The organism is Aquitalea magnusonii (genome assembly GCF_002217795.2).
GTDB lineage: Bacteria > Pseudomonadota > Gammaproteobacteria > Burkholderiales > Chromobacteriaceae > Aquitalea > Aquitalea magnusonii_B.
The window spans coordinates 4,270,570-4,295,119 of the sequence record NZ_AP018823.1 but is presented as its reverse complement, the minus strand read 5'-3'; the positions used below and the strand labels follow the sequence as shown (position 1 = coordinate 4,295,119).

The 24,550-nt window shown below is 60.5% G+C and carries 28 protein-coding genes; 11 read left to right on the top strand and 17 right to left on the bottom strand.

The genetic code is table 11. The features are described 5' to 3' along the window. The first annotated feature begins 130 nt into the window (after positions 1-130). Positions 131-1,093 (top strand): DMT family transporter, encoded by a 963-nt coding sequence (locus DLM_RS20195; protein ID WP_089082496.1) that lies wholly within the window; start codon positions 131-133, stop codon positions 1,091-1,093. A gap of 212 nt (positions 1,094-1,305) precedes the next feature. Here DLM_RS20195 and aroG read toward each other — a convergent pair whose 3' ends face one another. The 6 genes from aroG to DLM_RS20165 form a co-directional block, all read right to left on the bottom strand. Then, entirely contained in the window at positions 1,306-2,382 is a 1,077-nt protein-coding gene (gene aroG, locus DLM_RS20190; protein ID WP_089082495.1) for a 3-deoxy-7-phosphoheptulonate synthase AroG, read from the bottom strand. Between the two features lie 160 nt (positions 2,383-2,542). After that, positions 2,543-2,953: an RNA polymerase-binding protein DksA gene (gene dksA / locus DLM_RS20185; protein ID WP_089082494.1), complete on the bottom strand. Its 411-nt coding sequence runs from the start codon at positions 2,951-2,953 to the stop codon at positions 2,543-2,545. A gap of 201 nt (positions 2,954-3,154) precedes the next feature. Continuing rightward, positions 3,155-3,460 carry a c-type cytochrome gene (locus DLM_RS20180; RefSeq protein ID WP_089082493.1) on the bottom strand — a complete coding sequence of 102 codons (306 nt, stop codon included), beginning with the start codon at positions 3,458-3,460 and terminating at the stop codon, positions 3,155-3,157. Positions 3,461-3,534: 74 nt separating this feature from the next. Beyond that, the gene (locus DLM_RS20175) at positions 3,535-4,116 is read right to left on the bottom strand and encodes a YggT family protein (RefSeq protein ID WP_089082492.1); all 582 of its coding nucleotides are present in this window, start codon (positions 4,114-4,116) and stop codon (positions 3,535-3,537) included. A gap of 6 nt (positions 4,117-4,122) precedes the next feature. Next, on the bottom strand, positions 4,123-4,926 hold the full coding sequence (gene proC, locus DLM_RS20170) for a pyrroline-5-carboxylate reductase (RefSeq protein WP_089082491.1): 804 nt from the start codon (positions 4,924-4,926) through the stop codon (positions 4,123-4,125). A gap of 64 nt (positions 4,927-4,990) precedes the next feature. Continuing rightward, the gene (locus tag DLM_RS20165; protein WP_089082490.1) at positions 4,991-5,686 is read right to left on the bottom strand and encodes a YggS family pyridoxal phosphate-dependent enzyme; all 696 of its coding nucleotides are present in this window, start codon (positions 5,684-5,686) and stop codon (positions 4,991-4,993) included. A 159-nt stretch (positions 5,687-5,845) separates the two neighbouring features. Here DLM_RS20165 and DLM_RS20160 point away from each other — a divergent pair, with 159 nt between their 5' ends. The 3 genes from DLM_RS20160 to DLM_RS20150 are packed head-to-tail and all read left to right on the top strand — an operon-like array spanning position 5,846 to position 9,739. Further along, on the top strand, positions 5,846-6,883 hold the full coding sequence (locus DLM_RS20160; protein ID WP_089082489.1) for a type IV pilus twitching motility protein PilT: 1,038 nt from the start codon (positions 5,846-5,848) through the stop codon (positions 6,881-6,883). Between the two features lie 37 nt (positions 6,884-6,920). Next, positions 6,921-8,057, top strand: a complete 1,137-nt coding sequence (locus DLM_RS20155; protein ID WP_089082521.1) for a PilT/PilU family type 4a pilus ATPase — start codon at positions 6,921-6,923, stop codon at positions 8,055-8,057. A gap of 56 nt (positions 8,058-8,113) precedes the next feature. Further along, the gene (locus tag DLM_RS20150; protein ID WP_089082488.1) at positions 8,114-9,739 is read left to right on the top strand and encodes a response regulator; all 1,626 of its coding nucleotides are present in this window, start codon (positions 8,114-8,116) and stop codon (positions 9,737-9,739) included. A gap of 36 nt (positions 9,740-9,775) precedes the next feature. Here DLM_RS20150 and DLM_RS20145 read toward each other — a convergent pair whose 3' ends face one another. The 8 genes from DLM_RS20145 to cyaY all read right to left on the bottom strand — a co-directional run bounded on the left by DLM_RS20145 (position 9,776) and on the right by cyaY (position 16,446). After that, positions 9,776-10,987 (bottom strand): EAL and HDOD domain-containing protein, encoded by a 1,212-nt coding sequence (locus DLM_RS20145; RefSeq protein ID WP_089082487.1) that lies wholly within the window; start codon positions 10,985-10,987, stop codon positions 9,776-9,778. A gap of 253 nt (positions 10,988-11,240) precedes the next feature. Beyond that, positions 11,241-11,975, bottom strand: a complete 735-nt coding sequence (locus tag DLM_RS20140; protein WP_089082520.1) for an amino acid ABC transporter ATP-binding protein — start codon at positions 11,973-11,975, stop codon at positions 11,241-11,243. A gap of 5 nt (positions 11,976-11,980) precedes the next feature. Further along, the gene (locus DLM_RS20135) at positions 11,981-12,652 is read right to left on the bottom strand and encodes an ABC transporter permease subunit (RefSeq protein WP_089082486.1); all 672 of its coding nucleotides are present in this window, start codon (positions 12,650-12,652) and stop codon (positions 11,981-11,983) included. Next, positions 12,652-13,395 carry an amino acid ABC transporter permease gene (locus tag DLM_RS20130; RefSeq protein WP_089082485.1) on the bottom strand — a complete coding sequence of 248 codons (744 nt, stop codon included), beginning with the start codon at positions 13,393-13,395 and terminating at the stop codon, positions 12,652-12,654. The genes DLM_RS20135 and DLM_RS20130 overlap by 1 nt, the downstream gene beginning before the upstream one ends. Positions 13,396-13,635: 240 nt before the next feature. Then, the gene (locus DLM_RS20125; RefSeq protein ID WP_089082484.1) at positions 13,636-14,535 is read right to left on the bottom strand and encodes a glutamate/aspartate ABC transporter substrate-binding protein; all 900 of its coding nucleotides are present in this window, start codon (positions 14,533-14,535) and stop codon (positions 13,636-13,638) included. 335 nt (positions 14,536-14,870) lie between these two features. Next, positions 14,871-15,644, bottom strand: a complete 774-nt coding sequence (gene rsmA, locus DLM_RS20120; RefSeq protein ID WP_089082483.1) for a 16S rRNA (adenine(1518)-N(6)/adenine(1519)-N(6))-dimethyltransferase RsmA — start codon at positions 15,642-15,644, stop codon at positions 14,871-14,873. Positions 15,645-15,715: 71 nt separating this feature from the next. Next, positions 15,716-16,129: a YqaA family protein gene (locus DLM_RS20115; RefSeq protein ID WP_089082482.1), complete on the bottom strand. Its 414-nt coding sequence runs from the start codon at positions 16,127-16,129 to the stop codon at positions 15,716-15,718. After that, entirely contained in the window at positions 16,126-16,446 is a 321-nt protein-coding gene (cyaY, locus tag DLM_RS20110) for an iron donor protein CyaY (protein WP_089082481.1), read from the bottom strand. The genes DLM_RS20115 and cyaY overlap by 4 nt, the downstream gene beginning before the upstream one ends. Before the next feature lie 63 nt (positions 16,447-16,509). On the opposite strand from cyaY, the gene lptM reads away from it, so the two are divergent. From lptM to DLM_RS20080, 7 genes are all read left to right on the top strand, one after another. Further along, positions 16,510-16,653, top strand: a complete 144-nt coding sequence (gene lptM, locus DLM_RS23455) for an LPS translocon maturation chaperone LptM (RefSeq protein WP_167467177.1) — start codon at positions 16,510-16,512, stop codon at positions 16,651-16,653. A 176-nt stretch (positions 16,654-16,829) separates the two neighbouring features. Next, complete coding sequence (locus DLM_RS20105) at positions 16,830-17,930, top strand: pyridoxal phosphate-dependent aminotransferase (RefSeq protein ID WP_089082480.1); 1,101 nt, start codon at positions 16,830-16,832, stop codon at positions 17,928-17,930. 142 nt (positions 17,931-18,072) lie between these two features. Continuing rightward, complete coding sequence (locus DLM_RS20100; RefSeq protein WP_089082479.1) at positions 18,073-18,432, top strand: VOC family protein; 360 nt, start codon at positions 18,073-18,075, stop codon at positions 18,430-18,432. 109 nt (positions 18,433-18,541) lie between these two features. Beyond that, positions 18,542-18,808 carry a hypothetical protein gene (locus DLM_RS20095; RefSeq protein WP_089082519.1) on the top strand — a complete coding sequence of 89 codons (267 nt, stop codon included), beginning with the start codon at positions 18,542-18,544 and terminating at the stop codon, positions 18,806-18,808. Then, complete coding sequence (locus tag DLM_RS20090) at positions 18,805-19,197, top strand: VOC family protein (RefSeq protein ID WP_089082478.1); 393 nt, start codon at positions 18,805-18,807, stop codon at positions 19,195-19,197. Before DLM_RS20095 ends, DLM_RS20090 begins: the two co-directional genes overlap by 4 nt. 26 nt (positions 19,198-19,223) lie before the next feature. Then, positions 19,224-19,937, top strand: coding sequence for a helix-turn-helix transcriptional regulator (locus tag DLM_RS20085; protein WP_089082477.1), 714 nt, complete (start codon positions 19,224-19,226; stop codon positions 19,935-19,937). An 86-nt stretch (positions 19,938-20,023) separates the two neighbouring features. After that, a complete protein-coding gene (locus DLM_RS20080) occupies positions 20,024-20,392 on the top strand; it encodes a CZB domain-containing protein (protein ID WP_089082476.1) in 369 nt (122 codons plus the stop codon). A gap of 15 nt (positions 20,393-20,407) precedes the next feature. Here DLM_RS20080 and DLM_RS20075 read toward each other — a convergent pair whose 3' ends face one another. From DLM_RS20075 to DLM_RS20065, 3 genes are all read right to left on the bottom strand, one after another. Beyond that, a complete protein-coding gene (locus DLM_RS20075) occupies positions 20,408-21,229 on the bottom strand; it encodes a DUF2145 domain-containing protein (protein ID WP_231959919.1) in 822 nt (273 codons plus the stop codon). Next, on the bottom strand, positions 21,216-21,674 hold the full coding sequence (locus tag DLM_RS20070) for a hypothetical protein (protein WP_145985902.1): 459 nt from the start codon (positions 21,672-21,674) through the stop codon (positions 21,216-21,218). Before DLM_RS20070 ends, DLM_RS20075 begins: the two co-directional genes overlap by 14 nt. 61 nt (positions 21,675-21,735) lie before the next feature. Then, complete coding sequence (locus DLM_RS20065) at positions 21,736-24,483, bottom strand: DEAD/DEAH box helicase (protein ID WP_089082474.1); 2,748 nt, start codon at positions 24,481-24,483, stop codon at positions 21,736-21,738. Between the last annotated feature and the right edge of the window lie 67 nt (positions 24,484-24,550).

Here is a 24,550-nt window from a genome sequence, read left to right as displayed (position 1 = left end):
AACCCGGACAAGCCCCATGCAAGACATGCCATTCCCACAAGGAATGCGTGAATGCCAAGATATCCTTTGTCGGCCCGCCCTGCCAGCACTTAGCCTTGGGCCATCATCAGTTGCGCAGGGAAGATGCAGAATGAAACGCGGAATCAGCTATGCCGGCCTGGCCGGTGCAATATGGGGCATGGTGCTGATGGTGCCGCAGGTATTGCCCGCCTTCAGCCCCTGGCTGCTCAGTGCGGTGCGCTTTAGCTTGTACGGGGTGATTTCCTTGCTGCTGGCGCTGCCGCTGGCCGGGCGAATCCGGGCCAAGCTGCAGGCTGATGATGTGATCATGCTGGCCGTACTGTCGCTGGTGGGCAATCTGCTGTATTTCATCTTGCTGGCCGCCGCCATCCAACTGGTGGGCATTGCCCCCGCCTCGCTGATTGTCGGCGTATTGCCGGTCACTATTACCTTGCTGGGCCTGAAAGACGAGGGCGCGCTGTCGCTGCGCCAACTAGCCTGGCCCTTGCTGATGGTGCTGGCCGGCATTGTCTGCATCAATATCGACACCTTTGCCGGCAGCCATCCGGCCACCACCACCGTATCAGACCGCATCCTGGGCGTACTGGCTGCACTGGGCGCACTGGCCAGTTGGAGCTGGTTTGCCTCCCGCAATGCGCGCTATCTGCGCCAGCGCCCCTGCTTTGACAGCCATGAATGGTCTTGCCTGCTGGGCATGGTGACTGGCGTCATGGGGGGAGGCTTGTGGCTGGCGGGTAACTGGCTGGGCCTGCCCATGGTCAGCCAGGCAGTCAGCCAGACCCAGTGGCAGCTATTCTGGGTGGCGGCCACCGGCTGCGCGCTGGGTGGCTCGTGGCTGGCCAATGCGCTGTGGTATGCCGCCGCACGCCGTTTGCCATCCACCTTGTCCGGTCAGTTGATCGTGTTTGAAACACTGTTTGCCTTGCTGTATGGCTTTGCCTGGTTGCAGCGCTGGCCGCGGCCACTGGAACTGGCTTCCATGCTGTTGCTGCTGGGTGGGGTGGCCTGGGCGGTACGGCGGCATGCCACCCCAGCAGAAGAGCAAGCCATGCCGGCCTGGCAGGGCGGTTGATTCCGGCGAATGCCGCACAGAGACAAACCCCCTCTCGCGTTCCGGAAGGAAAGCGAGAGGGGGTTGGGAATAGATGGGAAGGCTGCGAAAGCAATATCTTAGTCGAAAGGCCCGGCTTTGTCGGGTCCAGTGCAATCACACCAAATCACTTTATCAGCAGCCTGAAAAACGCTGCCAATGGCAGCGTTTTTTCATGTCAGATGCAAGACCGCTTATTTGCCGCCGGCAGCAGCCAGCTTGGCGCGACGCGCCTTGACCGCATCGGCCAGGGTGGTGAGCAGCTTCTCGGTGTCATCCCAACCGATACAGGCATCGGTAATGCTTTGACCGTATTTCAGCTCGCAGCCCGGCTTCAGGTCCTGACGGCCTTCTACCAGATGGCTTTCCACCATCACGCCGAAGATGTGCTGATCTCCGGCTGCCAGTTGGCCAGCCACGTCGTCCGCTACTTCCATCTGGCGACGGTAGTCCTTGCGGCTGTTGGCATGGCTGAAATCCACCATCAGCTTTTGCGGCAGGCCCACGGCCGCCAGTTCGGCAGCGGCGGCGCGTACATGCTCCGCCGAGTAGTTGGGTTCCTTGCCGCCACGCAGGATGACGTGGCAATCCGGGTTGCCGCCGGTGGAAACAATGGCGGAGTGGCCGGTCTTGGTGACCGACAGGAAGTGGTGCGACACGCTGGCGGAGCGGATGGCATCCACGGCAATTTTCAGGTTGCCGTCAGTACCGTTCTTGAAGCCTACCGGGCAGGACAGGCCGGAAGCCAGTTCACGGTGAACCTGGCTTTCGGTGGTACGTGCGCCGATGGCACCCCAGCTGATCAGGTCGGCAAAGTATTGCGGGGTGATCATGTCGAGGAATTCGGTTGCCGCCGGAATGCCCATGTCGTTGAGCGTGAGCAGCAGACGGCGCGCCAGACGCAGGCCGGTATTGATATCGTAGGATTCGTTCAGATGCGGGTCGTTGATCAGGCCCTTCCAGCCCACGGTGGTGCGCGGCTTTTCAAAGTACACACGCATCACCACCACCAGTTCGCCAGCCAGACTGTTGCGCAGCGTGGAGAGCTTGCGCGCGTACTCGATGGCGGCATCGGTATCGTGAATCGAACAGGGGCCGATCACCACCAGCAGGCGATCATCCTCGCCACGCAGCAGGGCGGCAATGTCCTTGCGGGTGGTGTAGATGACTTCGGAAGCGGTTTCGGTGATGGGCAGCTCGTACAGATGGGCAATCGGAGGCAGTAATTCCTTGATTTCGTTGATTCTGACGTCGTCGGTCTGGCGTTGCATGTTTGTCCCTAGCTGATATCGTTTTTACCTTGCATAGCAGCAAGATACCCGTACCAGCCATGGCCGACAAGCCCTTGTGTGAGTGGCATGCACAGGCAAAAAAACAAAAAGCGCCATCGCAAGGCGATGACGCTTTGTCAGGGCAGAATGTCGCGCAGGCTCAGTCTGCGTATTGGCGCTTCATCCGTTCACGGCGTTCCTGGGCCTCTACCGACAGGGTGGCTGTCGGACGTGCCATCAGGCGGCGCAGGCCGATGGGTTCGCCGGTGTCTTCACAATAGCCGTAGGAGCCATCGTCGATCTGGCGGATGGATGCCTGGATTTTCTGCAGCAGCTTGCGCTCGCGGTCACGGGTGCGCAGTTCCAGCGCATATTCTTCTTCCAGCGTGGCGCGATCGGCAGGATCCGGGGTGGCTTCCTGCTCTTGCAGATGGTTGGCAGTGGCATTGGCGTTGATCAACAACTCCTGCTGCATCTGCAACAACCGGTCTTTGAAGAACTCAAGATGGTCGGCGTTCATGTAATCATCGCCTTCCCAGTTGAGAATATCTTGTTCGGTCAGCTTGGCCATAATTTTGGTGCTTCCAGCATGAGAGTTGGCAGACAGGCGAAGAAGATTACCCACGGTATTGGATTTGTGCAACTGGCAGCAACAATTCCCCTTCTTCGGCTTGACCTGCTGCTGACACTCGGTATAGCGCCAATCACGGCAGGTAACAAGCTTGTCACATGAAAAAGGCGGCCGAAGCCGCCTTGGAACTGCAATCCGCGCTTATTTCTGCGACAGGATCCACTTCACCAGGGTCTTGACATCGGCGTCGCTGACCTGGGCGTTTGGCGGCATCGGGATCGGGCCCCACACACCAGAACCACCAGCCTTCACCTTGGCGATCAGCTTGGCTTCCGCGCCCTTGTCGCCAGCGTACTTCTTGGCCACATCCTTGTAAGCCGGACCAACCACTTTGTGGTCTACCGCGTGACAGGACAGGCAGTTGTTCTTTTGTGCCAGTTGCAAATTAGCCATGGCAGGTGCAGCAACAGTACCCAGCAGCAGGGCAGCAAGCAGCATTTTCTTCATCACGATTCTCCAGATCATTGAGGAAATATCTCTACATCTTTTCAGATGTGGCAGAGCCTGACAAATAAACATATTTACTGCATCACCACTTTGAGTTGCATCAAGAAGCTGTTCTCCAGAAACTGCACCGGCAGCATCAGAATCACCTGGATGATCAGGAAAAGAATCAGCGGCGACAAGTCCACCCCGCCCACCGTAGCGCGCCGGAACGGGCGCAGGAAGGGACGGGTCAGGGCATCCAGGATGGGGCTGAGCGGATTGTAGGGATTCACCCAGCTCATGACGGCCTGCACGATGACCGCCCCCATCAGCAGGGTGAGTGATTGCTTGAAGACATCCAGCACCGCCAGCAGCGTCAGCGCCAGCCAGGTTTCCGGAGCCGCCAGACTGTACATCGGGTTGAGCGACAGGATGATGACACTGGAAACCATGCTCACCAGCCAGGCCAGCAGCATGGTGGCACTGTCGTAACCGCGCAGCGATGGCACCAGCTTGCGCAGCGGCAGCACGGCGAAATTGGTGGCCGCCATGACAAACTGGCAGAGCGGGTGCTTGAACGGCGCTCGGGCTACCTGCAAGTAAAAACGCAGCAGCAACACCAGCACAAACAGGTCGGCGATGGTCTTGATCAGAAATTGCACGGTTTCCAGAAACATGAAGCTTTAATCCTGACTGAGTTGTTGGCCCATTTCGATGGAGCGGTCACGACAATCCATGGCACCGGCGATGATGGCCGCCTTGACGCCTTCGGCTTCAAAACGGGCGATGGCACGTTCGGTGGTGCCGCCCTTGGACATTACGTTGGTACGCAGGGTGGCCACCGGCAAGGGGCTCTGGCGTGCCAGTTCCACCGCGCCATCAAAGGTGGCCAGCACCAGCCGGCGCGCTTCGTCGGCGGCAAAGCCTGCCTGCTCGGCGGCTTCGATCATGCTTTCGATGAAGTAGAACACATAGGCCGGACCGCTGCCGGAGACGCAGGTAATGTCGTCGATGCCTTCTTCTTTGTCCAGCCATACCGTGATGCCGGCAGCCTGCATGATGGTTTCGGCATCAGCCTGATCTGCCGCGCTGACACCACCGCCGGCATACAGGCCGGACACACCCTTGCCCACCATGGCCGGGGTGTTGGGCATCACGCGCACAATGCGCTGGCTGCCCAGCCAGCGCGCCAGGGCGTCACAGCGGATGCCGGCGGCAATCGACAATACCATGCCGCCATTCAGGCGGGGGGCCAGTGCCTGGCAGACGTCTTTGAGCTGCTGCGGCTTGACGGCCAGCAGCACGATGTCAGCGGCGGAAAGTTGCTCGGGCAGGGTGGTGGATGTTGTCACGCCAAAGTCCTGGCTCAGTTCGGCCAGTTTGGCGGTGTTGGGGTCCACCACATGAATGCGATGGCCGCCTTGCTGGTGGAGTCCGCCGATGATGGCCGTGGCCATATTGCCGCCGCCGATGAAGGTAATCTGCATTGCCAGTTCTTCCTCTTGATCTCTATTGTCTTGTCCGGACTGTCCACCAGCCCGGTCGTTGATGTCATGTCGGGTAGTGACGGGCACCGAAAATGGCAGTGCCCACCCGCACCATGGTGCTGCCAGCGGCAATGGCTTGCGCCATGTCGGAAGACATTCCCATGGATACAGTATCCAATGCGAGACCATCCTCACGCAATTCATCCTGCACCTGGCGCAGCAGGGCAAACTGGCCGGCCAGCTTTTGCATGTCCGTCGTCGGCTCGGGGATGCACATCAGCCCACGCAACTGCAGATTGGGCAGTGCCGCCACCGCATGGGCCAGGGCCAGGGCCTCTGCTGGGGTGCAGCCACTCTTGCTGTCTTCGCCGGACACATTCACCTGAATACATACCTGCAAGGGCGGTAGTTGTGCTGGACGCTGCTCGGACAAGCGCTGCGCAATCTTCAAGCGTTCGATGGAGTGCACCCAATGCGCGTTTTCTGCCACGATACGGGTTTTGTTGGACTGCAGCGGGCCGATGAAATGCCACTCGATATCCAGTCCGGCAAGGGCCGCCGCCTTGGCCTGCAGCTCCTGCACATAGTTTTCGCCAAAGGCGCGCTGACCGGCGGCATAAGCGGCCTGCACGGCACTGGCGGGAAAGGTTTTGCTGACGGCCAGCAGCCGTACGCTGCCGGCAGGCCGTGCGGAGGCGGCCTCGGCGGCACGGATGCGCTGGCTGACGTCGGTAATGGCCTGTGCGATGGAATCGCTCATATTGCTCCTTGTGGCGCAGGCGGGCGCTCTCTACAACGAAAATAGCAGGTCTGCTGCCGCTATTGCTGTCTACATATCCTTTTGCAACGGCTTGCGCTTACAATCGCAAAAATACCTTAGCGTCATGCCCGCTGCCGGGTAATCGTGGAGAAATTATAAATGGAAATTTCCGAGCTCTTGGCCTTTACCGTCAAGAACAAGGCATCGGACCTGCACCTGTCGGCCGGTTTGCCTCCGATGATCCGGGTACACGGGGATGTGCGTCGCATCAATCTGCCGCCGCTGGACCATCATGATGTACACGATATGGTGTACGACATCATGAACGACTATCAACGCAAGATTTTCGAAGACGAATTCGAGTGCGACTTTTCCTTCGAACTGCCCGGCGTCGCCCGTTTCCGGGTGAATGCCTTCGTGCAGAACCGCGGCATGGGTGCGGTATTCCGCGTGATTCCGTCCAAGGTGCTGACGCTGGAGCAACTGGGTGCGCCCAAGATCTTCCAGGAGATCGCCAGCTACCCGCGCGGCCTGGTGCTGGTGACCGGCCCGACCGGCTCCGGCAAATCCACCACGCTGGCAGCCATGGTGGATTTCGTCAACGAGAACAATTATTCGCACATCCTGACGGTGGAAGATCCGATCGAGTTCGTGCATGAAAGCAAAAAGTCGCTGATCAACCAGCGCGAGCTGGGCTTGCAGACTCACAGTTTCTCCAATGCCCTGCGCTCGGCCTTGCGTGAAGACCCGGACGTGATTCTGGTGGGCGAGTTGCGCGATCTGGAAACCATCCGGCTGGCGCTGACAGCAGCGGAAACCGGTCACCTGGTATTCGGCACCCTGCACACCAGTTCGGCGGCAAAAACCATCGACCGTATCGTGGACGTGTTCCCGGCGGGTGAAAAGGAAATGGTGCGCTCCATGCTGTCCGAATCGGTGCGGGCGGTGATTTCGCAAACCCTGCTCAAGACCAAGGACGGCAATGGCCGGGTGGCGGCGCATGAGATCATGATCGGCACGCCGGCCATCCGCAACCTGATCCGCGAAAACAAGATTGCCCAGATCAACTCGATGATCCAGACCGGCCAGCAATATGGCATGCAGACGCTGGATCAGTGCCTGCAGGAACTGGTGCGGCGCAATATCGTGGCCCCTAACGAGGCCAGACAGAAAGCAGCGTCCAAGGATGCGTTCTAAACTACAGCAGGCACGCTAGCCCGCCCGGATGGCAACCATGGAAAAAGATCAGGCATCAAAATTCATTCACGACCTGCTCAAGCATGCGGTCGGTAAAAACGCGTCCGACATCTTCATTTCCGCCGAATTTCCGCCGGCCATGAAGATAGACGGCAAGATCACGCCGGTGGCACCACAGCCCTTGTCGGCGCAGCACACCAAGGAGCTGGTGCGCTCGGTGATGAACGACCGGCAGACCGAAGAGTTCGAATCCAGGAAAGAAGCCAACTTTGCCATCAACCCGCCGGGCATCGGACGCTTCCGGGTCAGTGCCTTCATCCAGCAAGGCTGTGCCGGCATGGTGCTGCGCAAGATCAATACCGAAATTCCCACCTTCGACAAGCTGAACCTGCCCGAGGTGCTTCAGGACATCGCGCTGATCAAGCGCGGGCTGGTGATTTTCGTGGGTGGCACCGGCTCGGGTAAATCCACCTCGCTGGCCGCACTGGTTGACTGGCGCAACAGCCATAACCAGGACCACATCATCACCATCGAGGACCCGATCGAATACGTGCATCAGCACAAGAAATGCATCGTGACCCAGCGCGAGGTGGGGGTGGATACCGAAGACTGGGAAATCGCGCTGAAAAACACCCTGCGTCAGGCACCGGACGTGATCCTGATGGGGGAAATCCGCGATCGGGAAACCATGGGCTATGCACTGCAGTTTGCCGAAACCGGCCACTTGTGCCTGGCCACGCTGCACGCCAACAATGCCAACCAGGCGCTGGACCGCATTCTCAACTTCTTCCCGGAAGAGCGCCACCAGCAGGTGCTGATGGACCTGTCGCTGAACATGCGCTCCATCATTTCGCAGCGCCTGCTGCCGATCAAGAGCGGACGCGGGCGGGTGGCCGCAGTGGAAATCCTGCTTAACACCCCGCTGATTTCCGACATGATCTTCAAAGGTGAGATTGCCAGCCTGAAGGAGGTGATGGGCCGTTCGCGCGAGTCCGGCATGCAAACCTTCGACCAGTCGCTGTTCGACCTGTTTGAAGCCGGTTATATCAGTTACGAAGACGCACTGCGCAATGCCGATTCCATCAACGACCTGCGCCTGAAAATCAAGCTCTACAGCGAAAGCTCGAAAGGCCGTGACCCGCTGGATGGCATCGACCATCTGGACATCGTCTGAGCCTGCTGCCGCAGGCACACACTGCGCCACCTGCACGGGCGACCGGAACATAACAGATGTATTTCGACGAAAACACCACTGTCCTCATCATCGAGGACTCGCTTACCGTGCGCCAGGGGCTGCGCACCATGCTGTCCATGGCCGGCATCACGCGTTCCGACGCGGTCAGCAGCGCAGCCGAAGGGCGGGCCAGGCTGAAGGGGCGGCGCTTTGATGTCGTGCTGTGCGACTACAACCTTGGCGATGGCATGGACGGCCAGGAATTGCTGGAAGCGCTACGCAAGACCGGAGCGCTGCCGCTATCCACTATCTGGATCATGATTACCGGCGAGCGCAAGTACGAACGGGTGGTGGCTGCCGCCGAAATGGCACCGGATGACTACATCCTCAAGCCTTTCAATTCCAACTTGCTGCTCACCCGCATGAACAATGCCCACAAGCGCAAGCAGTTTCTGGCCCCGGCACATGAACTGCTGGAAAAGGGCAATCGCAGTGCCGCCATCAATACCTTGCAGCAACTGGCGGCCGCCGCACCGGGGACGGCCAACCGCATTGATGCCAACCGCCTGTGCGCCGAGCTACTGGTGACCGAAGGCCGCCAGGGCGAAGCACTGCACATTTACCAGGAGCTGCTGGAAAGCAAGGTGATTCCCTGGGCCAAGATGGGGGTGGCGCGCATTCAGGCCGACCAGGGCATGCAGGGCGAATCCAGCGCACTGCTCAAGGAAATCATCCAGGATGCCCCGCTGTACACCGATGCCTACGATCTGCTGGCGCAAAACCTGATTGACGAAGGCCAGTATGCCCAGGCGGTGGATGTGCTGGAAAAGGCGGTCAGCATTTCACCGCGCAATTTCCACCGGCTGAAAAGCTGTGGCACCGCGGCGTTGCGCGCTGGCGATCCGGAAAAGGGCGCTCAGTACCTGCAACGCGCGGTGGAAGTGGGGCGCAACAATAATTTCTTTGGCCCCGAGGTGCTGATTGACCTGCTGCAAGCCTATTCCGAGACTGGCAACACCCAGAATATCGACCGGCTACAGGCGGAAATCAGCGCCAGCCTGGCCGATCGCCCCGAAGCCCAGTTCACCTTGCTGACATGCAAGGCACTGACCGCACTGGTGCAACAGCGGGCCGAGGAGGCGCTGGCCGTGCTCAAGCAGGCGGCCGATGACCTGCTCAAACCCTTTGTCCATTTTGAATCGGCCCAGCGTTTTCTGGGTGCGGTGGTCCGTCTGCCGGAAACCCTGCCCGACCCGGCACTGCTGGAAGACTGGACGCGCACCATCACCATGCGTTTTGCCTATAGCCGCCACGAGTTGGCCACACTGCAAGAGATTGCCCGCAAGCATCCGCACTGCAGCGAGCGGATCGAACATGCGTATGCCGAATTGCAGGAGCAGAGTAACCGGGCGGTGGAGCTGACGACCGAGGGCCGCGCCGCCGAAGCCGGCCATATGCTGCACGAAATGGCCATGCGCCTGTACAACGAGCGTACCGGCATGAACGCCTGTGCCATTCTGCTGCGGGTCCGGGAGCAGCTACGCAAGAAAAACCAGGATGTGGCCGAATACGACCGGATGCTGCATGAGATGCTGGACTGGCTGCCCAAGGATAACGAGCGGGTACAGGGCTTTCTCAGCCGCCTGCACGACCAGGATGGTGACAACGCCAAATCTTCCTGAGCTGGGGAAGACTGCGCGACAGTGCGGCGGGTACGCCTATTTCCACATGCTGTTGACCCAGTCCAGCGCCTGGGTCTGCACCCGCATCAGCATTTCTGGATCGTAACCGGGCAGCGTTGGCGCGGCTTCGTTTTCCAGCGATTCGGTCACGCGCAGCAATTCGCCCAAGGCATGCCGGCCCTGCAGTACAGCCTCTTTGAGCATGTCATCCACCGGCAGGCTGGCAATCACCTCTGCCTTGGGCTGCTGCACCAGTACATCCACCAGCGACAACATGCCGATCATGAAGGCACTTTCCTGCACGTCCCGTCGCTGTGGATAACAGGTTTCGGCCAGCAGTTCCATGATGCGCCCGCGCGTGGCGGCCAGCTCCAGCAGTGGATTGCGCTGCGGTTCGATATTGGTGGCATTGCTGGCAAACAGCAGCAGCATGGACCAGCGCTTGATCCTGGCCCGCCCCAGCACCATGATGGCCTCCTGCACCGAGGACACCGGACGACGGCTTGCCACGGAAGCGGTACTGCTGAGCTTCATCAGCATCAACACCACATCGGGGGCCAGCTTCAGCGCCTGCGCCAGTTCCTCATTATCGGCATCGCTCATCAGCAATCCCAGCAGGCTGAGCATGGCATGCTGGCTGGCATTGGCCTGGCGGGTGGACAATACCGTAGGCCGGGCAAAGAAATAGCCCTGGAACCACTGGATGCCCAGTTCGCGGCACAGCGCGAACTGCTCTAGCGTATCCACTTTCTCCGCCAGCAGGATGCCGGGAAAACCGGCGAGCTGGGCAACCAGTTCGCGTAATTGCAGCAGGCTGAGCGCCACCAGATCAATCTTGATGATGTCCACCAGCGGCAGCAGGGCGCGGCGATCTTCATCCAGCTCGATGACATCATCCATGGCCAGGCGAAAACCCTTGCGCCGCAGATCTGCCAGCCTTTCCAGCAAGGGCGGAGTTACCTTCACCGTTTCCAGGATCTCCAGCACCACCTTGTCGCAGGGCAAGACATCCAGCAGGTCATCCATCAGCAGGGTATCGCTGACATTGATGAAGCCCAGCCGGTCACCCAGCACTTCGCCCACGCCCAGATCGACAAAGGCATGGCGGATCACCGCCGTGGTGGCCATCACATCATCGTTCACCCGCGCGACATTGGCCTGGCTGGAGCGGAACAACAGTTCGTATGCCACCAGTTGCTGATTGGCATCGACAATGGGCTGTCGCCCGAGATAGCGGGTCGAATACATGGATGTGCCTGGCAACAAATCATTAACACTCATGTCAGTGTAGGTGCGTAGCAGGGAGCTTTGCAGGATTTTACTCCATAGATAATACAATAACGATTACAGCACTTATAATTATTATCAACTAATTAAGGCCGCCGTGTCATGCGTGCGCGGCAAATCCTGCGTTTCCGCCAGCCGCCGGAGTGCGACCGGGCCAGCGCGCAGATGAAAAACCCGGCCTGGGCCGGGTTTTCACTACTGCAGACTGACACTTTCAGTGCTGCAGAATCTTGGACAGGAACTGGCGGGCGCGCTCGGAACGGGCATTGATATCGCCAAAGAAGGCGTCCTTGTCGCAATCCTCCACGATGGCACCCTTGTCCATGAAGATGACACGATGCGCCACGCGGCGGGCAAAACCCATTTCGTGGGTGACGCACATCATGGTCATGCCCTCCTGTGCCAGCTCGGTCATCACGTCCAGCACTTCGTTGATCATTTCCGGGTCCAGCGCACTGGTGGGCTCGTCAAACAGCATGGCAATCGGATCCATCGCCAGCGCACGGGCAATGGCCACGCGCTGCTGCTGACCGCCGGACAACTGGCCGGGGAATTTGTGCGCATGCGCTTTCAGGCCAACCCGGTCCAGCAGCTTCAGGCCCTTGTCGCGTGCCTCTTCCTGACTGCGGCCCAGCACCTTCACCTGGGCAATGGCCAGGTTTTCGGTGATGGACAGATGGGGGAACAGCTCGAAGTGCTGGAACACCATGCCGACACGGCTGCGCAGCTTGGGCAGATCGGTTTTCGGATCGCCCACCGAGATGCCGTCGACAATGATTTCACCCTTCTGGAAGGGCTCCAGTGCATTCACGCACTTGATCAGGGTGGACTTGCCGGAGCCGGAAGGGCCACACACCACCACCACTTCGCCTTTTTTCACACCGGTGGTGCAATCGGTCAGTACCTGAAAATCGCCATACCACTTGTTTACATTGTTGATGCTAATCATCGCGCTCATACCGCCAACCTTTTTTGCAGACGCTTCACGCATTGCGACGCGCCAAAACTGATCACGAAGTATACCGCTCCGGCAAACAGCAGGAATTCATGCGGCAAACCCACGATATCGCCCTTGGAACGGGCGGTGTTGAGAAAGTCCATCAAGCCTACCGCATATACCAGCGAAGTGTCCTGAAACAGGATGATACTTTGCTGTAGCAACAGCGGCATCATTTTGCGAAAGGCCTGCGGCAGGATCACCAGCCGCATGGCCTGGCTGTAAGTCATGCCCAGGGCGTAGGCGGCATTGATCTGCCCACGCGAAATGGACTGGATGCCGGCACGGACGATTTCGGAGAAATACGCCGCCTCGAACATCACGAAGGCCACCAGGCAGGAGGTGAATGCGCCGACCGGGGTTAAATCGCCGGTAATCCAGCTCAGCACCATGGGCACCACCAGGTAGAACCAGGAAATGACCAGCAGCAGGGGGATGGACCGGAAGTAATTGACGTACCACTTGGCCAGCCGCGACAGCAGCAGGTTGTCCGACAGACGTGCCAGTGCCAGCAGGGTGCCCAGCACCACGCCGCCGCCTACGGCCAGCAGCAGCAGTTTGAGCGTCAGCGCCATGCCGTCGGCCAGGCCTGGCAGGGCGGGAATGATCTGACTGAAATCGAGGGCCATTATTTGCTACCTCCCATCATGCCGGGAATGCGTACCCGCTTTTCCACCCAGGCCATGAAGCCCATCAGGCTCATGTTGAGGACAAAGTAAATCAACGTTGCCAGGGTGAAGGCTTCAAAGATGTTGGCGGAAAACTCGGCGGTCTGCTTGGTTTGCGCCAAGAGCTCCATCAGGCCGATCAGGGACGCCACCGAAGAGTTCTTGAAAATGTTCAGGAACTCGCTGGTGAGCGGCGGAATGATGATGCGGAAAGCCTGCGGCAGCAGCACGAAGCGGTAAGTCTGCGCAGTGCTGAAACCCATGGCCAGCGCAGCATTGTTCTGGCCGCGCGGCAAGGCCTGAATGCCGGTACGCACCTGTTCGCACACCCGTGCCGCGGTAAACAGCCCCAGACACACCACCACCGACAGATAGGCGGAAGTTGCCGGGCTGATGCCTTGCTTGAACCACATTTCCAGCGGCGTGGGCAGCAAGTCCGGTACCAGGAAGTACCAGATGAACAACTGCACCAGCAGCGGTACGTTGCGGAACAGCTCGACATAGGCGGTGGCAATGGTGGGCAACAGCTTGCCCGGCAAGGTGCGCATCACGCCCAATACCGAACCAAGCAAGAGGGCGATGATCCAGCCGGCCAGCGCCACGGCGATGGTCCAGCCCAGACCGGACACAAACCAGTTCAGGTAGATTTCGCTGCCGACACCGGTGGACTTGAAGAAGATGCCCCAGTCCCAGTGGTAATTCATGTTTTTCTCCTGATGCAAGCAGACGCAAGTGTCTGCTGCCGACAGCAGCCTGCTTCCCGGTAAGGGGAAAACAGGATGGTCGGATGAAGTCCCTGCCTGCATTGCGCAGGCAGAACAGGCAGATGCGCCACAGCCGACCCTGCACGGCCATGATGGCTCCGGGCGATACAAGGGGACGGACTGGCAGCAATTGAGCCGGCATCTGCCGGCTCATGCATCTGCACTACAGGGAAGAATCGCTTATTCGGCGGCCTTGTCGGTCGGCTTGGCGATCAGTTCCTTCACCTCTTCGGACATCGGGAAGTTCAGGTTCAGGCCCTTGGGCGGAACCGGGCTGGTAAACCACTTGGCGTAGATCTTGTTCACTTCGCCGGACTTGTAGGTGGCCTTGATGGCATCGTCCACCACCTTCTTGAAGGCAGCGTCGTCCTTGCGCAGCATGCAGCCGTAGATTTCGAAGGACTGCGGCTTGCCGGTCACCACCCAGCCTGCCGGGTTCTTGGCCTTGGCCATTTCACCGTACAGCAGGGCGTCGTCCATCATGAAGGCAACGGCACGGCCCGATTCCAGCATCAGGAAGGATTCGCCATGGTCCTTGGCGGAGATGATGTTCATGCCCAGTTGCTTCTCGGCATTCATCGCCTTGAGCAGGCGTTCGGAGGTGGTACCGGCGGTAGTCACCACGTTCTTGCCCTTGAGGTCGGCAAAGTCTTTCACGCCGGAGGTCTTGGCGGTAAGCAGACGGGTGCCGATTTCAAAAATGCCCACCGAGAAGGCCACTTGCTTCTGGCGTTCCACATTATTGGTGGTAGAGCCACATTCCAGGTCGACGGTACCGTTTTGTACCAGCGGAATACGGGTTTGCGAGGTCACCAGATTGTACTTGACCTGCAGATTGGGCATTTTCAGCTCTTTCTTCAGCGCATCGACAACCTTGTTGGCCAGGTCTACCGAGTAGCCTACCGGCTTCTGGTTATTGTCGTAGTAGGAGAAAGGGATGGAGGCGTCACGGTTGCCCAGCACGATGACACCGGTTTCCTTGATTTTCTTCAGGGTGCCGGTCAGTTCGGCGGCCATGGCCGGGGTGCTGGCCAGAGCGGCCAGGGTTGCTGCGCAAATGAGACGGGTGCAAAGCTTCATAATCAGTTTCTCCTGGGGTCCTTGATAGATTCACTGCCCTCAGCCTGAAGGCCGCAGGCACTGCTGTTATAGGCTGGTTTCACCAGCAGCAGGCATCTGCTTCTGCTGTCGGGCCACTGCGGTAAACCCCCGTTTACCGACCCGCCAGCCGAAGGCCGGACGTCCTGCTTACAGTCACCGCCTCTGTTTGCGGGCGGTTCTCCCTGTATTACTGCACACCCCGAACGTGCCGGGGTGAAAAGTTTGCGATTCTGCTGCCAGAGGCAAGCCGAATGCAAGCGGCACTGCAACAAGCGCAACCCTCAGGGCCGCACTTGTCAATTTGTTGCGACAGTTCAGCCGGCCAGGTGGTTCGCCATGCGCACGAAGTCTTCCACCTGCAGGTTCTCCGGCCGCAGGCCCGGCTCTATGCCCAGCGCTGCGAAATCGGCCAGCTCCAGCACCCCCTTGAGGTTGTTGCGCAAGGTCTTGCGGCGCTGCGAGAAGGCCTTGGTGACCAGCGCTTCCAGTTGCGCTTCATCCTTGGCCACGCCACAGCGGCCTGGCGCCGGAATCATGCGCACTACGGCGGAATCCACCTTCGGCGGCGGCCAGAACGCACCCGGCGGCACGTTCAGCACCAGCTCCATTTCAAAGCGGTACTGCAGCATTACCGTCAGGCGGCCGAAATCCGGGGTGGACGGCTCGGCCAGCATGCGGTCCACCACTTCCTTTTGCAACATGAAATGCATGTCGGTGACACGCTGGCCAAAGCTGGCCAGGTGAAACAGCAGCGGGGTGGAAATGTTGTAGGGCAGGTTGCCGACAATCTTGAACGCGCCATCGGTAATGGAGCCGAAGTCAAACTTCAGGGCATCGCCTTCGTGGATGGTGAGGCGTTCCGGCGGGAATTCCTTTTTCAGCCGGGCAATGATGTCGCGGTCGATTTCGGCCACGTGCAGGTGACGCAGTCGGTCGAGCAGCGGCTGGGTAATGGCCCCCAGGCCGGGGCCGATTTCGATGACGACATCGTCCGGCTGCGGATTGACCGCATGCACGATGTTTTCAATCACGCTGGCATCTTGCAGAAAATTCTGGCCAAAGCGTTTGCGGGGAATATGTTGGCTCATGGAAGCTCGAGAGAAGAATTGCCTGAATTGTAAACCTTCCCAGCCAGCACGCGCCAACCCCTTGTTTCCACTCAGGCCAATGCCAGCACGCCCCAGGCCAGCACCAGATAGCGCAGTGCCTTGCCCAAGGTGAGCCAGACGATGCTGGCCAGCCATGGCAGCCGTAGCCAGCCGGCAGCCAACGGCAGGGCGTCGCCAATCAGCGGCACCCAGGACAACAGCAATACCGCCGGGCCAAAGCGGGTAAACCAGCGCTCCAGCCTTGGCGACAGTTCCTTGCGCGGGGCGCGGCGCCCCAGCCACAGGCTGGTGATGCTGCCGGCACTGTTGGCCACGGTGGCCAGCAGCAGGGCCAGCCACAGCCAGTCCGGCCATTTGTAAACAAAGGCGGCCAACACGACTTCCGAGTTGCCCGGCAGGATGGTGGCCGAGGTAAAGGCGGATACCGTCAGGCCGCCCAGTGCCAGCCAGACGGCATCCATCAGATATCCAGTTCCAGATCCGGCTGGCCACAGGCGTCAGCAATGGCCCTGCGCAGCGTGGCAAAGAATTCGGCACCGTCACGGGTGGCCAGCCACTGGCCGTCCTTGCAGGCAAAGTGATAGCCACCGCTTTTGGCGGCTATCCACAGTTCCTGGTTGGCCGCATGGCGGTTCACCACGATCTTGCCGCCGTCGTCGAATTCGATTTCCAGCACATTGCCATTAGTGACAAAGTCGGCGTCCAGACCGGCATCGTCAATGGCATCTTCGATGCGGCTGAAAATGCGATCGGTCACATCCAGAAATTCGCTTTCGTTCATGTCGTCTCTTCCTTGAATTGCGGTGTGCTAGACTCGGGATTTTGCCACATCGGACTGCCTTTTATGCTGCGAACCATGCTGACCTGCCTTGCCCTGAGCCTTGTCGTGACTGCCTGTGGCTATAAAGGCAACCTGTTCCTGCCCAAGCAGGAAGCAGCGCGTACCCATGCTTCGGCACCGGCGGCGCAGCTACGCCCGGCGCAATAAAACGGGCCCTTACCTTTTTTTACCCGGCCGGCAGCACTGCGCTCCGGCCTTGTTGCCGTATGGCCTGGCTTGCCGCACTGGCTTTCCAGTTGGCGGGTAATGCTTAGCAGACAAGCTGATTTAGCCATGCCACGACAACAGTTAGAATGTGCTGACCGAAGGACGGAATAGTTGCCATGACCCGTTTTGCTCGCCATCTGGAACACCATACCATCGTCAACCCGTTTCCCGGCATCGTGAAACTGGAAACGGCGCTGGGGCACCGCATCAAAACCCGCATCGGCTCCAACGAGAGCCTGCCGGATCCGGTATCGCCACTGGCTGGCGAGCTAGGCAAGGCACTGGCGGAAATGGCCAGGCTGTATCCCGACCCGTACGCGCATGCGCTGCGGGAGCGCGCGGCAAAGCTGAACGGCGTGAGCCCGGCTGAAGTGCTGTTTGATACCGGGGCTGACAGCCTGATCCTGCTGGCACTGCGGCTGACCTGTAATCCGGGCGATGCCGTGGTCACCACCGCCGGCACCTATCCCACCTTCCGCTACTTTGCCGAAGGCGTGGGGGCCCGCGTGCTGGAAGTACCGTATTGCCAGCGTGGCCAGCACATGCAGCCCGATCTGGCGCGGCTGGCCGAAGTGGCGCGTGCCGAGCATGCCTCGGTACTGTATCTGGCCAACCCCGACAATCCCACCGGCCATTACTGGCAAGCCGAAGACATCCTCTGTCTGCGCGCCGCGCTGCCGCCGCACACCCTGCTGCTGCTGGACGAGGCCTATGTCGATTTCTGTACCGATGCCGCCGATGCGCCGCCTGCTGGCATCCTGCCGCACACCCTGCGCCTGCGCACCCTGTCCAAGGCCTATGCGCTGGCCGGGCTGCGGGTAGGCTACGCCATCGCCAGTGCCGACATCATCGCCAAGGCCGACCAGATCCGCCCGCAATACGCGCTGTCCAGCATTGCCCAGGCCGCGGCCCAGATTGTGCTGGACGACCCGGACTACTCACGCAAGCTGGTGGCCCAAACCATCACCCTGCGCCATCACCTGAGCCATGCCTTGTACGACCAGGGCCTGACACCACTGCCATCGCACACCAATTTTGTCTGCGTCGCTTATCCGGACGCCCCCCAGGCCGAAGCCATCCAGCGCCACCTGTTGCAAAACGGCATTGCCATCCACCGCCCGCAACACTCCGCCGTGCGCCATATGCTGCGCATCACCGCCCACCCGCAGGCTACCAGTGCGCGGGTGCTGGCCGCGCTGGCCGGTCAGCTGGACTAGTGCCACCTGCCTTGATCGCCCACCGCCACCGCCAGCCGGTGGCTTTTTTGCGCCCCCCAGCAGCCACTGACAACACGCTGTCAGCAGGGGGCGCGCATGCTGTGGCTACGGCATCCCGCCGTCACCTTTTTGGAGCCATATCATGTCGCTGATTCACTGGTTTGAAATCCCCGCCGCCAATTTTGACCGTGCGGTTGCCTTTTATCAGCAGGTGTTCCAGTTGCAGTTAAAACTGGAGTTCTGCCTGGTATCGCAGGAAAAAATCGCGGTATTCCCCGACAGCTCCGGCTGCATCATGGCCAGCCCGCGCCTGCCGGCAGCCGGCCAGGGCTGCCGTATTTATCTGGATGGCGGACCGGATCTGGCGGCTACCTTGGAGCGGGTAAAAATGGCGGGCGGCAAGGTGCTGCAAGCCATCACCACGCTAGAAGATGGCAATGGCGATATCGCGCTGCTGGAAGACAGCGAGGGCAATATCATCGGCCTGCATCTGGAACCCTGAAGCGGGCGGACAGTCGATATTGCCAGCCCCATAGGGCTGGCCCCACAATGACATAAGCATTAACACTATTGTCATGTGGCACGGCCAAGCCCACTACGGAGAACAAACCATGTCATTCAGTCAGCATGAACGCCAGCTACTGCTGGCACTCAAGGGGGTTGGCCCGACCGTCATCGCCAGACTGGAGCAGATCGGCTTTAGCAGCCTGCGCCAGTTGGCCGGCCAGCAAGCCGCCGACATCACCTGGCAAGTGGCGCAGGCAATTGGCTCTAGCTGTTGGCATAACAGCCCGCAGGCACGGCAGGCCATCGCCCAGATCATCGCACTGGCGCAGGAGCAGCAGTCCCACGCCATAGCAGGAAGGGAAGCAGGATGAAATTTGCCTACACCATTGTTTATGTGGCGGATGTTGCCGGCTCGCTGGCCTTTTTTGAAACGGCATTCGGCTTCTCGCGCCGCTTTCTCACCCCGGAAGGCGACTATGGCGAGCTGGACACCGGCGACACCACCCTGTCCTTTGCCAGCAAGGCGCTGGCGCTGGGCAATCATCCGCAGGGTTTTCGCTTTGCCGATGAAGGCGCACTGCCGCTGGGAGTGGAAATCGCCCTGGCTACTGATGACGTGATGGCAGCACACCAGGCCGCACTGGCTGCCGGTGCCAGCGAACTAGCGGCACCACAGGTAAAACCCTGGGGCCAGACGGTATCTTTCCTGCGTTGCCCGGATGGCATGCTGCTGGAGTTATGCAGCCCGGTAAGCCCCTGAGTCAACGGCAGCCAGAGCACACAGCCATGCGCCGCGCCGACCGTCTATTACAAATCCTGCACCTGCTGCGCGGTCGCCGCCGCACCACGGCAGCGCAGTTGGCCGCGTGGCTGGAAGTATCGATACGCACCGTCTACCGCGACATGGCCGACTTGCTCTCTAGCGGTGCGCCGGTCAATGGCGAGGCAGGCGAGGGCTACTGGCTGGAGCAGGGCTTTAGCCCACCGCCATTGAGTTTTTCTGCCGACGAACTGGCTGCGCTGGAGGTGGGTGCGCGCATGCTGGCCGGCTGGGCCGACCCGGCCACCGCCAATGCGGCAGCCAGCGCACTGGCCAAGATTCACGCCGTGCTGGGCTCCGCCGGACTGATACCGGCACCGCTGTTTGTACCGCAACATCACAATTACCCCTGTGAACGCCTGACAGCACTGCGGGATGCCATTTTGCAGCGGCAGGCCGTGGCCATCACTTATCGCGATGAACAAGGGCAGGGCAGTCAACGCAGTGTCTTGCCGCTGGGCCTGTTTTTCTGGGGGGATCGCTGGACGCTGGCGGCTTGGTGCCTGCTGCGGCAAGACTACCGGCATTTCCGCATCGACCGCCTGCAGCACTGGCAGAACACCGATGCTCCATGGCCAGAGCAAGTCTCGCTGGATCGCTTTATGCAGGCGGCAAATGCTGGCGAAGCCAACCGGCAGCAGTTGCTGCGCGCCACCAGCCAATCCTGGCACCGCGAATAAAGCGGCCGCAGTTGAAACCGGGCTGGCTTTGACGGATTCTCCCTGTCTATATTGACAGCTCGGGGTCGAGATGGCGGAGAAATGGCATGAATCTAGAAGATGCCCTGCTGCTGCATTTTGAAATGAAATTGGAGCTGCGCATGGCCATGCTGGAAGGCAGGAAGCTGGACTGCGCGCAGATTGCCGATGCCTGTAGCTGTGAGCTGGGCCGCTGGCTGCAAGAGGAGGGCCGGACCAATTGTGCCCAGTATGCTGCCTACCTGCAGTTGGTGGAAAACCACCGCCAATTCCATCTGGAAGCCGCACGCGTGGCTGAATTGATCAACCAGGGGCAGTTCGATGCCGCCAGCGAAGCGCTGGCGGTGGGTCCATCGCGCTACAGCCAGTTGTCGTCTGCGGTAGGCAGCGGCATTGCCGAATTGCGCAAGCGGCTGTTCCAGCAATTCAGCCACTAACACGATACGACAGGCTCAGAAGCGGCGAGCAGCTTGCGGGCCGGGCAATTCGATGATTTTCCAGCCTTCCTGGCGCTCATCAAAAAAGTGGATGATGGAATCCACCGAGACTGTCTGAATGCGGTTGCTATAGCGCAAGTCACCAGGATGATCGTCAAACGCCACATTGGCCTTGAACATGCGGCCACCCAACCGGGTCATGGGGCCGATATTCATTTCGGTAGGCTGGTACCCGTTCAGCTTCAGCCACATCTGCGCCTGTTCGCGGCTGCTGATACGCGTTTCGCGCGTGGAAGCCGCGGCCAGCGTTTCCAGTACCCAGGTATTGGAATTTTCGTAGCGCGTGGAGAAAGGGTAGGCCACCAAGTTGTAACGGGGCGTGTGCAGCGCGCGCAAGGGACGGCCTGCCCGCAGTTGCGGCAACAGCCGGTCAACCACCGCCGGCGGCGGTATCAGCAGCACGGCATCAAAGCGGAACATATCGTCGAGGAAGAAATTGCCCAGGCCCTCGTACCACAAGTCGGAGCGATCGCTGCCGCACTCGTTCAGCAAATGTGCCACCCGCCAGCGCCCGCCGCTTTCCGGGCGGAACATGATGCCAAAATGGGTATAGCGCAGGCCGTACTTGGACAGGTCCTGCCCCATGCGCCCCACCACCACCACATTGCTGTCCACTTCATTGAGCTTGGTCTGCAACTGTTCGGCGGTTTGCATGGCCATCCGGAAGGTTTCCGGCGTCAGCGGTTTTTCTTCACACGCCTGGCCGGCATGGGCCAGCAAAGGCAGGCAGAAGGCCGCGGCCTGCAGCCATTTCCAGCAAGTTTCACGACGGGACACGGCTATGCTCCAGCAGGGCTTCGCCCAGTTTGTTGGGGATAAAGGCCAGCACCTTGCCAGACACCACCAGCAGGGTACCGCTGGCCGTCGCCGTTACCTGCACTGCGCTGCCGATGGCCGCACCAGAAGCCTTGACCGTGCTGCGCGACAATTCCACCGATAGCTTGGCCCCACCCTGCAGCGATTCGAGCGTCAGCTTGATGACATCGCCCGAGCCTTCAACCAGCCCAACAATCACATAGCCACTACCCGTCACTGCCAGCACCGGCCCCAGGGCAGATTCCCCATGCCCGGTGGCACTAGCGGCGATACTGGCTGCGGGAGCAACCACGACCGAAACTGCACCTACCGAAATTTTCTCGGATGCCGTATTGGTTAGGGAATCGGCCAGCACCGATCCGGCCAGCGCCGCCAGCACGCAGGCAAGCAATAATCTATTCAACATCTTATTATCCCAAATAGATAAGAATTTGGATATTCACATAGGATATTGAGTAAAACAAGCATCAAGCGCCTTGCAACAAGGCCAGTAGCGCCTCGCCATCCAGTCTGGCTGCCAGATCGCCGCCTTCCAGCAGGCTGTCGGCCAGTGCGCGTTTTTCCGCATGCAGGGCGACGATTTTTTCCTCGATGGTGTTTTCCGCCACCAGCCGGTACACGGTAACTGGCCGTTGCTGGCCCATGCGGTAGGCGCGGTCGCTAGCCTGGTCTTCCACTGCCGGGTTCCACCACGGGTCCAGATGAATCACGTAGTCGGCTGCGGTCAGGTTCAGCCCGGTACCGCCGGCTTTCAGGCTGATCAGAAACACCTCGCCCTCGCCAGCCTGAAACGCATCCATGCGTGCCTTGCGCTGCTTGCCCGGTGTGGCACCGTCCAGGTACTGGTAGGCAATACCTTGCTGATCCAGCCATTGCCGGGCGAGGGCCAGATGATCGACAAACTGGCTGAACACCAGCGCCTTGTGGCCGTTGTCCAGTAGCTCGGTCATCAGTTGGCAGAAAAAGGCAAACTTGCTGGCGGGCAGGGCGGTATCCGCTTGCAGCAAGGCCGGGTGACAGCAGAAGCGGCGCAAGCGGGTCAGTTCGGCCAGCACCTGCATGGTCTTCTTGTCCTGGCTGTCCACCTCGGCCAGCTTTTGCAGCGCCTGCTGGCGCATGGCTTCGTAGACATGCAGCTCCTGCTCGGACAGCGCAATGCGGCGGGTGATGTCGGTGCGCGGCGGCAGCTCGGTCAGCACCTCGGCCTTGGTGCGGCGTAACAGATAGGGCTGGATCAGCGCCTTGAGCGTGGCGCGGGCTTCTTCATCACCTTCGGCAATTGGCTGGGCAAAGCGCTGCTGGAATTTGTCCTCATTACCCAGCAAGCCGGGGGTGATGAAGCGGAACAGGCTCCACAATTCGCCCAGATGGTTTTCCACCGGCGTACCGCTGGCTGCCAGGCGGAAATCGGCCCGCAAGCCTTGTGCCGCCTGCGCACGTTTGGTAGCCGCATTCTTGATGGCCTGTGCCTCGTCCAGCACCACGCTGGCCCAATGCACGTCGGCAAAATCGTCCGCCTGCAATTGCAGCAGGCCGTAACTGGCAATCACCAGATCCTGCGGCCCGACTGTGGATAAGTCGCGCTGCTGTTGATAAGGGCGCAAGCGCAGGCTGGGGGCAAAGCGGGCGGCCTCGGCCAGCCAGTTGAGCGCCACCGAGGTGGGTGCCACCACCAGTTGCGGGCCCAGATGCGCACGACTGAGCAACAGCGCCAGCGTCTGCACCGTCTTGCCCAGCCCCATGTCGTCGGCCAGGCAGGCCCCGGCACCGATATACGCCAGCCGCGACAACCAGGCAAAGCCTTGCAACTGATAAGGCCGCAAGCTGGCTTGCAGCGTGGCGGGGACTACGGGCTGATAATCCCGCAGACTGTCCCACCGTGCCTGCAACTGCTGCCAGCCGGCGTCGCCATCGAAGTGACCGATGTCCTCACTCAGCCCGGCCAGCAGCGGGGCGGCCAGCAGGCTGAGACGCAAGCCGTCAGGCATGGTGTGATCTGCCAGCCGGGCCAGTTGCTGCAAGCTGGCTTGCAGACTGTCGGAGAGTACCAGCCAGTCCTGCTCGGACAGGCGCAGGTACTGGCCGGGCTGATTGGCCAGCGCTTCCAGCAACTGACGCAATTGCAGCACCCGGTCTTCATCCACCTGCACTTCACCCGTGACTTCCAGCCAGCCGTTCTTGCGTTTGGTTTTCAGCCGCAGCTGCGGCAAGCCGGCCTGGGCCTGGATGCGCATGCGCTGGCCTTGCGGCCAGACACATTCCAGCCGCGCCGGGGCAATGGCCTGCAATTGCTGCAACTGCTGTACGACTTGCAAGGCCTGTTGCTGACTGGCCAGCAACCATTGCAGCACGCCATCCGGGTCGGGCCTTGCCGCCGCCAGCTCCGGGCAATCCTCCAGCAAGGCCGCCAGTGCCTGTTTTTCCCCGCCCAGCTGACGCTGAAAACGGATGGCCTGGCCCTGTTCCAGCGCCACCTGCTGCCATGGCCCGCGGCCCGGCGGATACCAGGCGGCTTGTTCCGCCACCCGGCAGCGCAGTTGCAGGCGCAGTCCCTCGGGCAGCGGGGTGAGCACGGCAAACAGCCGCGGGTCGGCCGGCATGGCGGGCAGGTCGGCGCCATCATCCGCCTCCACCAGCTCGACCGGCAGCCACGGCACCATGTCGCCAATGGCTTCCAGCAGCTTCTTGCGCGCGGCCAAGGGCACGCTCAGGCGATGGCCCAGCAGCGCGGCCAGTTGGCGGATTTCCGGCCCCGGCCAGTACACCAGCAGGCTGTTTGGCCCGCTGCGCTGCCACAGGCAATGCTGGCAGGCGGCAATGCCGGGCGGGCTCAGTTGCAACACCATCTGCTGTTGCTGCTTGTGCAACAGCAGGCTGATCTGGCCCGCTTCCAGCGTGACCGGCTGATCGGGCTGTTCTTCCCAGAACAGGGCCGGATGCCCCAGCAGCAGCGGCAGGGCTGCTTCGCCCTCCAGCTCGGCCAGGCTGCTGCCATCAGTCAGCTGATGGGTACGCTCAAGCTGGTTTATCACCAGGCGGTCCTGCGCGCTCAGCCAGTCCCACTGCGCGGCCTGATCCAGCAAGCGCCCCAGCGGCAGTGCGCGGCCACGGCACCAGCCAGCGCCTTCTGGCTGCTGGATGCAGGGGGTAAGGCGGATACCGGCTTCATTGGCCAGAATGCGCCAGGCCAGGCGCTGGGGGGAGGTGGTATTCATCAGCAGGGAAACGGGAAAACAGCGGGCTATTGTGCCTTAGCCAGTGGCATTGTGGCAGGACGAATCC